The organism is Streptomyces axinellae (assembly GCF_039532135.1).
GTDB lineage: Bacteria > Actinomycetota > Actinomycetes > Streptomycetales > Streptomycetaceae > Streptomyces > Streptomyces axinellae.
Genome location: NZ_BAAARJ010000022.1, coordinates 116,901 through 129,591 on the forward strand (window position 1 = coordinate 116,901; position 12,691 = coordinate 129,591).

Below are 12,691 nucleotides of genomic sequence, written 5' to 3' on the forward strand. Positions count from 1 at the left end.
CCGGCCGCATCAGCCGGCGCCGCGCCCCCGGCTCCGCTCACTCCGGCCGCAGAGCGGCCATCGCGCGCGCCGTCACCTCGCCGACCTCGCCGATCGCGGAGATCGTCGTCACGAGGCCCTGCGCCTTGTAGTGGTCGATGATCGGCTCGGTCTCGCTGTGGTAGACCGCGAGCCGCTTGCGCACGGTCTCCTCGCGGTCGTCGTCCCGCTGGTACAGCTCGCCGCCGCACACGTCGCAGACGCCGTCCTTCTTGGGGGCGCTGTACTCGACGTGGAAGACGTGGCTGCTCTGGCTGCGGCAGATGCGCCGTCCGGCGATCCGCTTGACGACCTCGTCCTCGGGGACCTCCAGGTCGAGCACGGCGTCCAGCCTCTGATTCTTGTCCGTCAGGAAGCTGTCCAGCGCCTGTGCCTGCGCGATGTTCCGCGGGAAGCCGTCGAGCAGGAATCCGCCCGCCGCGTCCGGCTCCTCCATACGGTCCTTCGCCATCCCGATGGTGACCTCGTCGGGCACCAGCTGGCCGGCCCTCATGTACTCCTGTGCCTTCTGGCCGAGGGGTGTGCCCTGGCTGATGTTGGCACGGAAGAGGTCGCCCGTGGAGATGTGCGGGATGGACAGGTTCTCGGCGAGGAATGCCGCCTGCGTTCCCTTGCCCGCACCAGGCGGCCCGACGAGGACAATACGCATCAGCGGAGGAACCCTTCGTAATGGCGCTGCTGAAGCTGGCTCTCGATCTGCTTCACGGTCTCAAGCCCCACACCCACGATGATCAGGATGCTCGTCCCGCCGAACGGGAAGTTCTGATTGGCGTTGAACAAGATCAGCGCGACGGTCGGCACCAGGGCGATCAGTCCCAGATACAGCGAGCCCGGCCACGTGATGCGGTTCAGCACGTAACTCAGGTACTCAGCGGTGGGACGACCGGCCCGGATGCCCGGGATGAAGCCACCATACTTCTTCATGTTGTCGGCAACCTCTTCGGGGTTGAAGGAGATCGCGACATAGAAGAAGGCGAAGAAGACAATCAGCAGGAAGTAGGTGGCGATGTAGATGGGGTGATCGCCCTTGACGAAGTGCGCGTTGATCCACTGTGCCCAGCCCGACTGCGACTTGCTGAACTGCACGATCAGCGCCGGAATGTAGAGCAGCGACGACGCGAAGATGACAGGGATCACACCGGCCTGATTGACCTTCAGCGGAATGTAGGTCGAGGTTCCGCCGTAACTCCGGCGGCCGACCATGCGCTTCGCGTACTGCACGGGAATACGGCGCTGGGCCTGCTCGACGAAGACGACGAGGGCCACCATCGCCAGACCGCAGAGGATGACGGCGCCGAATTCGATCCAGCCGTCGGCCAGCTTGCCCTGCTTCTTGATCGCCCACAGCGCGCCGGGGAAACCGGCGGCGATGGAGACGAACATCAGGATCGACATGCCGTTGCCGATGCCCTTGTCGGTGATCAGCTCGCCGAGCCACATGATCAGACACGTACCGGCCGTCATCGTGATCACCATCACGATGGTGGCGAAGATGCTCTGGTCCGGAATGATCTGGCTGGCGACGCTGCAGTTCTGGAACAGCGAGCCGCTGCGCGCGGTGGCCACCAGGCCGGTGGCCTGCAAGATGGCGAGCGCGACGGTCAGATAGCGCGTGTACTGCGTGATCTTCGCCTGGCCGGCCTGCCCCTCCTTCTTCAGGGCCTCCAGCCGCGGAATCACTACGACCAGCAGCTGGAGGATGATGCTCGCCGTGATGTACGGCATGATCCCCAACGCGAAGATGGTGATCTGGAGGAGGGCGCCGCCGCTGAACATGTTGACCAGGCCGAAGAGGCCCTGGGCGCCCTTGGCCTCGTCCATGCATGCCTGGACGTTCTCGTAACTGACGCCCGGCACCGGAACGTGCGCTCCGATACGGAAGAGCACCATGATGCCGAGCGTGAAGAGCAGCTTCTTGCGCAGGTCGGGCGTCTGGAACGCTCGGGCGAACGCGGTGAGCACGGTGCCTCCTGCGCCCCCCGCGGTAGTGGCGCGAGAGGTGACGGTCTTGAGGATCGACAGAAATCAACAGTGCACGCCACCTTACCGGCGACGGCACCACCTAGAAACGACTGGCCGCACAAACGACCAGCCGGGGATGCCCCGTTGGGGCATCCCCGGCCTGTCGTTCACCTGGACAACGAACTCAGATGAGTTCGGTGACGGTGCCGCCCGCGGCGGTGATCTTCTCCTTGGCGGAGCCGGAGACCTTGTCGACGGTCACCGTCAGCGCCACCGAGAGGTCACCGGAGCCCAGCACCTTGACCAGCTCGTTCTTGCGCACAGCGCCCTTGGCGACCAGGTCGGCCACCGTGACCTCGCCACCCTGCGGGTACAGGTCGGCCAGCTTCTCCAGGTTCACCACCTGGAACTGCTTGTGGGCGGGGTTCTTGAAGCCCTTGAGCTTGGGCAGCCGCATGTGCAGCGGCATCTGCCCACCCTCGAAGCGCTCCGGCACCTGGTAGCGGGCCTTGGTGCCCTTGGTGCCACGGCCGGCCGTCTTGCCCTTGGACGCCTCACCACGACCCACACGGGTCTTGGCGGTCTTGGCGCCCGGGGCGGGACGGAGGTTGTGGACCTTCAGCGGGTTGTCTGCTGAGGACTTGGCCATCTCAGTCGACCTCCTCGACCGTCACGAGGTGGCGCACGGTGTGCACCTGCCCGCGAACGACGTCGCTGGCCTCGCGGACGGTCACATCGTTGACGCGCTTGAGACCGAGGGTCCGCAGCGTGTCACGGTGGTTCTGCTTGGTCCCGATAACGGAACGCGTCTGCGTGATCTTCAGGCGAGCCATTACGCGCTCACCCCTGCACGCGCCCGCAGCAGAGCGGCGGGTGCTACGTCCTCAAGCGGCAGACCGCGACGGGCGGCGATCTCCTCCGGGCGCTGAAGCCCGCGGAGCGCACCCACCGTGGCGTGCACGATGTTGATCGGGTTCGACGAGCCGAGCGACTTGCTCAGCACGTCGTGGATGCCCGCGCACTCCAGCACGGCACGCACCGGGCCACCGGCGATCACACCGGTACCGGGCGAAGCCGGCTTGAGCAGCACGACACCCGCTGCCTCCTCACCCGTGATCGGGTGAGGAATGGTGCCCTGGATACGCGGGACCTTGAAGAAGTGCTTCTTGGCCTCCTCAACGCCCTTGGCGATGGCGGCCGGCACCTCCTTGGCCTTGCCGTATCCGACACCCACGGTGCCGTCACCGTCGCCCACCACGACCAGCGCGGTGAAGCTGAAGCGACGACCACCCTTCACTACCTTGGCGACGCGGTTGATCGCGACAACGCGCTCAACGTACGCGGTCTTCTCAGCGGCAGCGCCGCCGTCCCGGCCCTTACGGTCCCGCCGCTCGCCGCCACCGGCGCCGCCACCGCGGCGCTGGGGTCCAGCCATTGGAATTACCTCTCTCTTTGTCCGCTAGCTCACGGAACCAGGGCTCAGAACTTGAGCCCGGCCTCGCGGGCGGCGTCAGCCAGAGCGGCAATCCGCCCTGCGTATTTGTTGCCACCGCGGTCGAACACGACGGCCTCGACGCCCGCGGCCTTCGCACGCTCGGCGACCAGTGCGCCGACCTGCTGGGCTTGCGCGCTCTTGTCACCCTCGCCACCGCGGACGGAGCCGTCCAGGTGCGACGCCGAGGCCAGAGTGTGGCCCGCGATGTCGTCGATCACCTGTGCGGTGATACCACGGTTGGTGCGCGTCACCACAAGACGGGGGCGCTCAGGCGTACCCGAGACCTTCTTGCGGATCCGGATGTGACGGCGCTTGGCAGCGGCACGCTTGTAGGCGTCACCCTTGGCGATCTTCACGCCGTATGCCATGGCTTACTTACCAGCCTTTCCGACCTTGCGGCGGATGACCTCGCCCGCGTACTTCACGCCCTTGGCCTTGTAGGGGTCGGGCTTCCGCAGCTTGCGGATTTTCGCGGCGACCTCACCGACCTGCTGCTTGTCGATGCCCTCGACGGTGAACTTGGTCGGCGACTCGACCTTGAAGGAGATGCCCTCGGGCGCCTTCACCAAGATCGGGTGGCTGTAGCCCAGCGAGAACTCCAGGTCGGAGCCCTTCGCCTGGACGCGGTAACCGACACCGCTGATTTCGAGGTCCTTGCTGAATCCCGCGGTCACGCCAGTGATCATGTTCGCCACCAGCGTGCGGGACAGACCGTGCAGGGCCCTGTTCCGGCTCTCGTCGTTCGGACGGGTGACGACGATCGTGCCGCCGCCTCCTTCGTCCTCAGCGACCTCGATGGGCATCACAACGGTGTGCGAGAGGGAGCCCTTGGGCCCCTTCACCGCGACCGTCTGGCCATCGATGGTGACGTCCACACCGGCGGGAACCTGGATGGGGAGCTTGCCGATTCGCGACATTGCTTCTTCCTCCGTTCCCGACTACCAGACGTAGGCGAGGACTTCCCCGCCCACACCCTTCTTGCTGGCCTGCTTGTCGGTGAGGAGACCGTGCGACGTGGAGATAACCGCCACGCCCAGGCCGCCGAGCACCTTCGGCAGATTGGTGGACTTTGCGTAGACCCGCAGACCCGGCTTGGAGATCCGCTTGATGCCTGCGATCGAACGCTCGCGGTTCGGGCCGAACTTCAGCTCGAGGACGAGGCTCTTGCCGACCTTGGCCTCCTCGACCTTCCAGCCGGTGATGTAGCCCTCCTGCTGGAGGATTTCCGCGATGTGCGACTTGATCTTGCTGTGCGGCATCTCGACGGTGTCGTGGTACGCCGAGTTCGCGTTCCGCAGACGCGTGAGCATGTCTGCGATTGGATCGGTCATGGTCATGTGATGGCCTTCGGCCTCTCTCGCCGGGGTTTCCCTATGTGCGTCGTCCTTCTCCCCGTCCGCCGGCCTTGCGGCCGACGACGAGACGGGTGCGTCGCGGGGGACCTACGGCGTAGTAAGCGACTTTTCAGCTTACCGAGAGTCCTGGTCCAGACCCAAACGGGCCCGGGTTACCAGGAGCTCTTGGTCACGCCCGGCAGCTCGCCGCGGTGGGCCATCTCACGAAGGCACACACGGCACAGGCCGAACTTGCGGTAGACGGAGTGGGGACGGCCACAGCGCTGGCAGCGCGTGTAGGCACGCACCGCGAACTTGGGCTTGCGGCCGGCCTTGGAGATCAGGGCCTTCTTCGCCATGGTCAGTTCTCCTTGAACGGGAAGCCGAGGTGACGAAGCAGGGCGCGGCCCTCGTCGTCGGTGGTCGCCGTGGTCACCACGGTGATGTCCATGCCCCGGACCCGGTCGATCTTGTCCTGGTCGATCTCGTGGAACATGACCTGCTCCGTGAGACCGAAGGTGTAGTTGCCCCTGCCGTCGAACTGCTTCGGCGACAGACCGCGGAAGTCGCGGATGCGCGGCAGCGCGAGCGACAGCAGCCGGTCCAGGAACTCCCACATCCGGTCGCCGCGCAGCGTCACGTGCGCGCCGATCGGCTGACCCTCGCGCAGCTTGAACTGCGCGATGGACTTGCGGGCCTTGGTCACGGCGGGCTTCTGCCCGGTGATCGTGGCGAGGTCCTTGATGGCACCCTCGATCAGCTTGGAGTCGCGGGCGGCGTCGCCCACACCCATGTTGACCACGATCTTGGTGAGACCGGGGATCCGCATGACGTTGTCGTAGGAGAACTCGTCCTGCAGCTTGCCCTGGATCTCGGCGCGGTAGCGCTGCTTCAGGCGCGGGGCCTCAGTGGTGGCAGTCATCAGATGTCCTCACCGGTCCGCTTGGCAACGCGGATCTTGTTGCCGTCGTCATCGAAGCGGTACCCGACGCGGGTCACGACCTTCTTGCCGTCCTTCTCCACGACGAGCTGAACGTTGCTCACGTGGACCGGCGCTTCGGTCGTGACGATGCCGCCGGTCTGCGACCCGCGGGCCGTCTGGCCGGCCTTGGTGTGCTTCTTGACCCGGTTGACACCCTCGACCAGGACACGGTTCTCGCGGGGGTAGGCCACGATGACCTTGCCCTGCTTGCCCCTGTCCTTGCCGGTGATGACCTGGACCAGGTCGCCCTTCTTGATCTTCATGGTCACAGCACCTCCGGCGCGAGAGAGATGATCTTCATGAACTTCTTCTCGCGCAGCTCACGGCCCACGGGACCGAAGATGCGGGTGCCGCGGGGGTCACCGTCGTTCTTGAGGATGACGGCGGCGTTTTCGTCGAAACGGATGTACGAGCCGTCCGGGCGGCGGCGCTCCTTGACGGTGCGCACGATGACGGCCTTGACGATGTCGCCCTTCTTCACGTTCCCACCGGGGATCGCGTCCTTGACGGTAGCGACAATGACGTCACCGATGCCCGCGTAGCGCCGGCCCGAGCCGCCGAGCACACGGATGGTGAGAATTTCCTTCGCACCCGTGTTGTCGGCGACGCGCAGCCGGGACTCCTGCTGGATCACGTCTATCTCCTGTATGTCTGCCGGTTCCCGGCAGGGATCTCACGATCCCTGCCGAGCCTGGCGGAACTGACCCGGGGCCGGATACGGCCCCAGGCTGTATCGATGCGCTCCCCTGCCGGGGAACCGCCTACTTTGCCTTCTCGAGGATCTCGACGATGCGCCAGCGCTTGGTGGCGGACAGCGGCCGGGTCTCCATCAGGAGGACGCGGTCGCCGACACCGGCAGCGTTCTGCTCGTCGTGCGCCTTGAGCTTGTTGGTACGGCGGATGACCTTGCCGTACAGCGCGTGCTTCACGCGGTCCTCGACGGCGACGACGACGGTCTTGTCCATCTTGTCGCTGACCACGAGACCCTCGCGGGTCTTGCGGAAGCCGCGCGCCTGCTCGCCGCTCTTGTCTGCTGTCTCAGTCACATTCGTCTCGCTCATCAGGCGCTCTCCACCGTCTCGATGCCCAGCTCGCGCTCACGCATCAGGGTGTAGATCCGGGCGATGTCCTTGCGCACGGCCTTGAGCCGGCCGTGGTTTTCGAGTTGCCCGGTCGCCGCCTGGAAGCGGAGGTTGAACAGCTCTTCCTTGGCCTCGCGGAGCTTGGCAACAAGCTCCTCGTTGCCCAGCTCGCGCAGCTCGGACGCCTTGGTTCCGGCCGCCATCACGCGTCACCTGCCTCGCGCCGCACAATGCGGCACTTCATCGGAAGCTTGTGAGCAGCGCGGGTGAGCGCCTCACGAGCAATCTTCTCGTTCGGGTACGACAGCTCGAACATCACACGTCCGGGCTTCACGTTCGCGACCCACCACTCGGGCGAACCCTTACCGGAACCCATGCGGGTCTCGGCGGGCTTCTTGGTCAGCGGACGGTCCGGGTAGATGTTGATCCACACCTTGCCGCCACGCTTGATGTGACGGGTCATGGAGATACGAGCTGCCTCGATCTGCCGGTTCGTCACGTAGGCGGCGGTCACCGCCTGGATGCCGTACTCACCGAATGCGACCTCGGTACCGCCCTTGGCCATACCCGTGCGCTTGGGGTGGTGCTGCTTGCGGTGCTTGACCCTGCGAGGGATCAGCATGGGTCAGCTCTCCTTTCCGGCAGCGCTCGGCTCGGCAGCAGCGGCGGCGGGCTCGACCGACTCCGGCTTCGGAGCGTCGGCCGCCTGCTGCGGCTTGCGGCCACGGCGCTCGCCACCGCGACGGGGGCGGTCGTTGCCACCGCCGCCGCCACCGCGCGACGGGCGGTTGCCCGCGCGGGCCGCGGCGTTCTCGGCACGCACCTCGGCGATGTTCTTGACGTCGCCCTTGTAGATCCAGACCTTCACGCCGATGCGGCCGAAGGTCGTCTTGGCCTCGAAGAAGCCGTAGTCGACGTTCGCACGGAGCGTGTGCAGGGGCACACGGCCCTCGCGGTAGAACTCCGAGCGGGACATCTCGGCGCCGCCGAGACGGCCACCGCACTGGACCTTGATGCCCTTGGCGCCGGCCTTCATCGACGTCTGCATGCTCTTGCGCATGGCACGGCGGAAGGAGACCCGGGAGGAGAGCTGCTCGGCGACCGCCTGGGCCACGAGCTGCGCGTCCGTCTCGGGGTTCTTGACCTCAAGGATGTTGAACTGGATCTGCTTGCCGGTGAGCTTCTCCAGGTTGCCCCGGAGACGGTCCGCCTCGGCGCCGCGGCGACCGATGACGATGCCCGGGCGCGCCGTGTGGACGTCCACGCGGACGCGGTCACGGGTGCGCTCGATCTCGACCTTGGAGATGCCGGCCCGCTCCATGCCCTGCGTGAGCAGCTTGCGGATCGCGACGTCTTCCTTGACGTAGTCCTTGTAAAGCTTGTCGGCGTACCACCGCGACTTGAAGTCGGTGGTGATGCCGAGCCGGAACCCGTGCGGGTTTACCTTCTGGCCCATTACCGGGTTCCTTCCTTGCTGCTCACGACCACGGTGATGTGGCTCGTCCGCTTACGGATCCGGTAGGCGCGGCCCTGGGCGCGCGGCCGGAACCGCTTCAGAGTCGGGCCCTCGTCGACGTATGCCTCGGAGATGACGAGGCTGTCGGCGTCGGTGTGGTCGTAGTTGTGCGCGGCGTTGGCGATGGCGCTGTCGAGCACCTTGCCCACCGGCACGCTCGCGGCCTGCGGGGCGAAACGCAGGACCGCCTGAGCCTCCGTGGCACTCATGCCACGAACAAGGTCCACCACCCGGCGGGCCTTCATGGGCGTGACGCGCACATAGCGCGCTGAGGCCCTGGCTTCCATGGTTGTCCCTTCGGTGTCAGTCATGATCTACACACCCGCCCGTCAGCGACGACGCGACTTGCGGTCGTCCTTGACGTGGCCGCGGAAGGTGCGGGTCGGCGCGAACTCGCCGAGCTTGTGGCCGACCATCGACTCGGTGATGAACACCGGGACGTGCTTGCGGCCGTCGTGCACCGCGATCGTGTGGCCCAGCATGGCCGGGACGATCATCGAGCGGCGAGACCAGGTCTTGATGACGTGTTTGGTGCCTGCTTCGTTCTGCGCGTCCACCTTCTTCATCAGGTGGGCATCTACGAAGGGCCCCTTCTTGAGACTGCGCGGCATCGAAAACCCCGCCTCCTAGCGCTTCTTGTTCGTCTTGCGGCGGCGGACGATGTACTTGTTGCTGGCCTTCTTCGGCGAGCGCGTACGGCCCTCCTTCTGGCCCCACGGCGAAACCGGGTGGCGGCCACCGGAGGTACGACCCTCACCACCACCGTGCGGGTGGTCGATCGGGTTCATGACCACACCGCGGACGGTCGGGCGGCGGCCCTTCCAGCGCATACGGCCGGCCTTGCCCCAGTTGATGTTCGACTGCTCGGCGTTGCCGACCTCGCCGACAGTGGCGCGGCAGCGGACATCGACCAGCCGGATCTCACCGGACGGCATGCGGAGGTGGGCCATGCGGCCCTCCTTCGCGAGCAGCTGCACCGAGGCACCGGCGGAGCGGGCGAACTTGGCGCCGCCGCCGGGCTTCAGCTCGATGGCGTGGATCGTCGTACCGACCGGGATGTAGCGCAGGGGCAGGTTGTTGCCCGGCTTGATGTCGGCGCCCTGGCCGTTCTCGATCCGGTCGCCCTGCTGGATGCCGCGCGGCGCGAGGATGTAGCGCTTCTCGCCGTCGGCGTAGTGCAGCAGCGCGATGCGCGCGGTGCGGTTCGGGTCGTACTCGATGTGCGCGACCTTGGCAGGCACGCCGTCCTTGTCGTGCCGACGGAAGTCGATCACGCGGTAGGCGCGCTTGTGGCCACCACCCTGGTGACGGGCGGTCACACGACCGGCGTTGTTACGGCCGCCCTTGCTGTGCAGCGGGCGGACCAGCGACTTCTCCGGCGTGGACCGCGTGATCTCGACGAAGTCGGCGACACTGGCGCCACGACGGCCCGGAGTCGTCGGCTTGTACTTGCGGATACCCATTTCTCAGTCCTCGGAAGATTCAGGACTTCTGAACGACCCCACCTCCGTCAGGAGGTCGGGCCGCCGAAGATGTCGATTCGGTCGCCCTCGGCAAGGGTCACGATCGCGCGCTTGGTGTCGGCGCGCTTGCCGTAGCCAGTGCGGGTGCGCTTGCGCTTGCCCTGGCGGTTGATCGTGTTGACCCCGGTGACCTTGACCGAGAAGACCGTCTCGACGGCCTGCTTGATCTGGGTCTTGTTCGCGCCCGGCGCGACGATGAACGTGTACTTGCCCTCGTCGAGGAGCGCGTAGCTCTTCTCCGAGACAACCGGCTTGATCAGCAGGTCGCGCGGGTCGGAGAACGTCTTGCTCGGGTCGGCCGGCGCGAGCGGGCCCGGTCCCTCGGCCGCACGGCGGGCGGCCTTGGCGACGCGGGCGGCCTTCGCGGCCTTCGCTGCCTTGGAGGCGATGCTCGGGTGTCGCGTAGCCATCAGGCGTCGCTCCCTTCGGTGTGGGCCTTGGGGCCAGACACGAAGGACTCCAGCGCGGTCTTGGTGAAGACCACGTCGTCGGAGACGAGCACGTCGTACGTGTTGAGCTGGCCCGGCTCCAGGATGTGGACCTGGGGCAGGTTGCGGGCGGACAGCCACGCGGCCTCGTCGCCGCGCTCGGCGACGAGCAGCACGTTCTTGCGCTCGCTGACCTTGCCGAGCAGCGTCTTGGCGGCCTTGGTGGAGACCTCGCCCTCGACCACGCCGCTGACGACGTGGACACGGTCGTGGCGGGCCCGGTCGGAGAGGGCACCGCGCAGGGCGGCGGCCTTCATCTTCTTCGGGGTCCGCTGCGAGTAGTCGCGCGGCACGGGGCCGTGAACGACGCCACCGCCGGCGAACTGCGGCGCGCGGGTCGAGCCCTGACGGGCACGGCCTGTGCCCTTCTGGCGGTACGGCTTCTTGCCGCCGCCGCGGACCTCGCCGCGCGTCTTGGTCTTGTGCGTGCCCTGACGGGCAGCGGCCAGCTGGGCGACGACGACCTGGTGGATCAGCGGAACGCTGACCTGCGCGTCGAAGATCTCCGCGGGGAGCTCGACGGTCCCGGTCTTCTCGCCGGCCGGCGAAAGGATGTCAATGGTGCTCATCGGTTCCTCAAGCCCCCTTGGCCGCGGTACGGACCAGGACGAGGCCGCCGTTCGGACCGGGGACCGCGCCCTTGATGAGCAGCAGACCCTTCTCCGCGTCAACGGCGTGGACGGTCAGATTCTGGGTGGTGACCCGCTCGTTGCCCATCCGGCCGGCCATGCGGGTGCCCTTGAAGACCCGGCCCGGGGTGGCGCAGCCACCGATGGCGCCCGGCTTGCGGTGCACGCGGTGGGCACCGTGCGAAGCCTTGCCGCCGTGGAAGCCGTGGCGCTTCATGCCACCGGCGAAGCCCTTGCCCTTGGACTTGCCGGTCACATCGACCTTGACGCCGGACTCGAACGTGTCGGCGTTCAGCTCCTGGCCGAGCGTGTACTCGGCGGCGTCGGAGGTGCGCAGCTCCACGAGGTGGCGGCGCGGGGTGACGTCGGCCTTGGCGAAGTGGCCCTTGAGGGGCTTGTTCACCTTGCGCGGGTCGATCTCGCCGAAGGCGATCTGGACGGCTTCGTAGCCGTCCCTGTCTGCGGTGCGGACCTGGGTCACGACGTTCGGACCGGCCTTGACCACGGTCACCGGGACAACGCGGTTGTTGTCGTCCCAGACCTGGGTCATGCCGAGCTTCTCGCCCAGGACGCCCTTGATCTGCTTAGCCATCTTCTACGACACCCCTCAGAGCTTGATCTCGATGTCGACGCCGGCCGGAAGGTCCAGGCGCATCAGCGAGTCAACGGTCTTGGGCGTCGGGTCGAGGATGTCGATCAGACGCTTGTGGGTGCGCATCTCGAAGTGCTCGCGCGCGTCCTTGTACTTGTGCGGCGACTTGATGACGCAGTACACGTTCTTCTCTGTGGGCAGCGGCACCGGGCCTGCGACCGACGCGCCAGTACGCGTCACCGTCTCGACGATCTTCTTCGCCGAGTTGTCGATGACCTCGTGGTCGTAGGCCTTGAGCCGGATGCGGATCTTCTGTCCCGCCATGGCTACTTCGTAGTCCTGTCTCTCGTAACGCTCTGGTACCCCGTCGTGACTCCCGCTCGCCCCTCGTCCGACCCACGCGGTCGGGCGTGTCGTAGCCCTTCCCGTAATTCTCCACAGGAGAATTTCCTTGCGAGGAAGATTGGGGGGAGGAGACCCACCGGGTGCCTGGCTGGAAGCCCCTCCTGCGCTTCCCGGAAGATTCCCGTACTTCCGCCCCTGATGAGAGGCGACGAATACGTGGGACTCGCTTCCAGTCCCCCCGGCGGGAGGCGCGCAGCATCGGCACTCAACCGAGCAACCTGGACAGTGTGCCACACGGGGTTTAGGCACCGCCAATCGGTCCAGTACCACACCACACGGCCCGACCGTGACCCGACCGGCCCGCCGCCGGACTCCCCGCCACCTGGCGGCAGAAGCCCCTGGGCCCGTTCACCCCCGACCATTACGCTGGGTCAACAACCGTGTACGTGTGTGCGGGCGTCGTCTGCATCAAGGAACGCGCCACCCGGCGGGGGTGGGCCAGGTGAGGGGGCGAGGGCTGATGGGGTGGCGGGATTTTGTTCCGGATGAGGTGGAGGACAAGGCGGAGGACCTCACGGAGGCGGTGGGGGATGGTGTTGAGGGGTTCGGTAATTGGTCGGCGGACCGGCTGGATGATGTGGGGTGGGAGAGCGGGGCGGACTGGACGCGGGACAAGTCGCGTTCGGCGGCGAATTATCTGGGTG

General features: G+C 66.6%; 24 protein-coding genes. 1 reads left to right on the forward strand and 23 read right to left on the reverse strand.

All coding sequences use genetic code 11. From position 1 onward, the window contains the following. Nucleotides 1-37: 37 nt before the first annotated feature. From ABD339_RS28235 to rpsJ, 23 genes are all read right to left on the reverse strand, one after another. A complete protein-coding gene (locus ABD339_RS28235) occupies nucleotides 38-688 on the reverse strand; it encodes an adenylate kinase (protein WP_344569964.1) in 651 nt (216 codons plus the stop codon). Continuing rightward, complete coding sequence (gene secY / locus ABD339_RS28240) at nucleotides 688-2,001, reverse strand: preprotein translocase subunit SecY (RefSeq protein ID WP_344569965.1); 1,314 nt, start codon at nucleotides 1,999-2,001, stop codon at nucleotides 688-690. The genes ABD339_RS28235 and secY overlap by 1 nt, the downstream gene beginning before the upstream one ends. Nucleotides 2,002-2,185: 184 nt before the next feature. Next, complete coding sequence (gene rplO / locus ABD339_RS28245) at nucleotides 2,186-2,650, reverse strand: 50S ribosomal protein L15 (protein ID WP_344569966.1); 465 nt, start codon at nucleotides 2,648-2,650, stop codon at nucleotides 2,186-2,188. A gap of 1 nt (nucleotide 2,651) precedes the next feature. Further along, on the reverse strand, nucleotides 2,652-2,834 hold the full coding sequence (gene rpmD / locus ABD339_RS28250) for a 50S ribosomal protein L30 (RefSeq protein WP_344569967.1): 183 nt from the start codon (nucleotides 2,832-2,834) through the stop codon (nucleotides 2,652-2,654). Further along, nucleotides 2,834-3,436 (reverse strand): 30S ribosomal protein S5, encoded by a 603-nt coding sequence (rpsE, locus tag ABD339_RS28255; protein ID WP_344528130.1) that lies wholly within the window; start codon nucleotides 3,434-3,436, stop codon nucleotides 2,834-2,836. The genes rpmD and rpsE overlap by 1 nt, the downstream gene beginning before the upstream one ends. A 44-nt stretch (nucleotides 3,437-3,480) precedes the next feature. Beyond that, on the reverse strand, nucleotides 3,481-3,864 hold the full coding sequence (rplR, locus tag ABD339_RS28260) for a 50S ribosomal protein L18 (protein ID WP_344569968.1): 384 nt from the start codon (nucleotides 3,862-3,864) through the stop codon (nucleotides 3,481-3,483). Nucleotides 3,865-3,867: 3 nt separating this feature from the next. Next, nucleotides 3,868-4,413, reverse strand: coding sequence for a 50S ribosomal protein L6 (gene rplF / locus ABD339_RS28265; protein ID WP_344569969.1), 546 nt, complete (start codon nucleotides 4,411-4,413; stop codon nucleotides 3,868-3,870). Nucleotides 4,414-4,434: 21 nt separating this feature from the next. Then, on the reverse strand, nucleotides 4,435-4,833 hold the full coding sequence (gene rpsH, locus ABD339_RS28270; protein WP_326688569.1) for a 30S ribosomal protein S8: 399 nt from the start codon (nucleotides 4,831-4,833) through the stop codon (nucleotides 4,435-4,437). Nucleotides 4,834-5,003: 170 nt separating this feature from the next. Then, a complete protein-coding gene (locus ABD339_RS28275) occupies nucleotides 5,004-5,189 on the reverse strand; it encodes a type Z 30S ribosomal protein S14 (RefSeq protein WP_326688570.1) in 186 nt (61 codons plus the stop codon). 2 nt (nucleotides 5,190-5,191) lie between these two features. Further along, nucleotides 5,192-5,752, reverse strand: a complete 561-nt coding sequence (rplE, locus tag ABD339_RS28280; RefSeq protein WP_344569970.1) for a 50S ribosomal protein L5 — start codon at nucleotides 5,750-5,752, stop codon at nucleotides 5,192-5,194. After that, entirely contained in the window at nucleotides 5,752-6,075 is a 324-nt protein-coding gene (rplX, locus tag ABD339_RS28285) for a 50S ribosomal protein L24 (RefSeq protein ID WP_344569971.1), read from the reverse strand. Before rplX ends, rplE begins: the two co-directional genes overlap by 1 nt. A 2-nt stretch (nucleotides 6,076-6,077) precedes the next feature. Further along, the gene (rplN, locus tag ABD339_RS28290; RefSeq protein ID WP_016473418.1) at nucleotides 6,078-6,446 is read right to left on the reverse strand and encodes a 50S ribosomal protein L14; all 369 of its coding nucleotides are present in this window, start codon (nucleotides 6,444-6,446) and stop codon (nucleotides 6,078-6,080) included. Between the two features lie 127 nt (nucleotides 6,447-6,573). Further along, a complete protein-coding gene (gene rpsQ, locus ABD339_RS28295) occupies nucleotides 6,574-6,873 on the reverse strand; it encodes a 30S ribosomal protein S17 (protein WP_344569972.1) in 300 nt (99 codons plus the stop codon). Further along, nucleotides 6,873-7,097 (reverse strand): 50S ribosomal protein L29, encoded by a 225-nt coding sequence (gene rpmC, locus ABD339_RS28300; protein ID WP_344569973.1) that lies wholly within the window; start codon nucleotides 7,095-7,097, stop codon nucleotides 6,873-6,875. The genes rpsQ and rpmC overlap by 1 nt, the downstream gene beginning before the upstream one ends. Then, nucleotides 7,097-7,516: a 50S ribosomal protein L16 gene (gene rplP / locus ABD339_RS28305; protein WP_344569974.1), complete on the reverse strand. Its 420-nt coding sequence runs from the start codon at nucleotides 7,514-7,516 to the stop codon at nucleotides 7,097-7,099. Before rplP ends, rpmC begins: the two co-directional genes overlap by 1 nt. A 3-nt stretch (nucleotides 7,517-7,519) precedes the next feature. Next, nucleotides 7,520-8,350: a 30S ribosomal protein S3 gene (gene rpsC, locus ABD339_RS28310; protein WP_344569975.1), complete on the reverse strand. Its 831-nt coding sequence runs from the start codon at nucleotides 8,348-8,350 to the stop codon at nucleotides 7,520-7,522. Then, entirely contained in the window at nucleotides 8,350-8,697 is a 348-nt protein-coding gene (rplV, locus tag ABD339_RS28315; protein ID WP_344569989.1) for a 50S ribosomal protein L22, read from the reverse strand. The genes rpsC and rplV overlap by 1 nt, the downstream gene beginning before the upstream one ends. A gap of 42 nt (nucleotides 8,698-8,739) precedes the next feature. Continuing rightward, nucleotides 8,740-9,021, reverse strand: a complete 282-nt coding sequence (gene rpsS / locus ABD339_RS28320; RefSeq protein ID WP_344569976.1) for a 30S ribosomal protein S19 — start codon at nucleotides 9,019-9,021, stop codon at nucleotides 8,740-8,742. A gap of 15 nt (nucleotides 9,022-9,036) precedes the next feature. After that, entirely contained in the window at nucleotides 9,037-9,873 is an 837-nt protein-coding gene (gene rplB, locus ABD339_RS28325; RefSeq protein WP_344569977.1) for a 50S ribosomal protein L2, read from the reverse strand. 47 nt (nucleotides 9,874-9,920) lie between these two features. Further along, a complete protein-coding gene (rplW, locus tag ABD339_RS28330) occupies nucleotides 9,921-10,343 on the reverse strand; it encodes a 50S ribosomal protein L23 (RefSeq protein WP_326688578.1) in 423 nt (140 codons plus the stop codon). Further along, the gene (gene rplD / locus ABD339_RS28335; RefSeq protein WP_344569978.1) at nucleotides 10,343-10,990 is read right to left on the reverse strand and encodes a 50S ribosomal protein L4; all 648 of its coding nucleotides are present in this window, start codon (nucleotides 10,988-10,990) and stop codon (nucleotides 10,343-10,345) included. The genes rplW and rplD overlap by 1 nt, the downstream gene beginning before the upstream one ends. A gap of 7 nt (nucleotides 10,991-10,997) precedes the next feature. Continuing rightward, the gene (gene rplC, locus ABD339_RS28340) at nucleotides 10,998-11,642 is read right to left on the reverse strand and encodes a 50S ribosomal protein L3 (protein ID WP_344569979.1); all 645 of its coding nucleotides are present in this window, start codon (nucleotides 11,640-11,642) and stop codon (nucleotides 10,998-11,000) included. Nucleotides 11,643-11,657: 15 nt separating this feature from the next. Further along, the gene (gene rpsJ, locus ABD339_RS28345; protein WP_016909683.1) at nucleotides 11,658-11,966 is read right to left on the reverse strand and encodes a 30S ribosomal protein S10; all 309 of its coding nucleotides are present in this window, start codon (nucleotides 11,964-11,966) and stop codon (nucleotides 11,658-11,660) included. A 541-nt stretch (nucleotides 11,967-12,507) separates the two neighbouring features. Here rpsJ and ABD339_RS28350 point away from each other — a divergent pair. Then, nucleotides 12,508-12,691 (forward strand): putative T7SS-secreted protein (locus ABD339_RS28350; protein ID WP_344569980.1); only part of this gene is annotated, 184 nt, incomplete at its 3' end.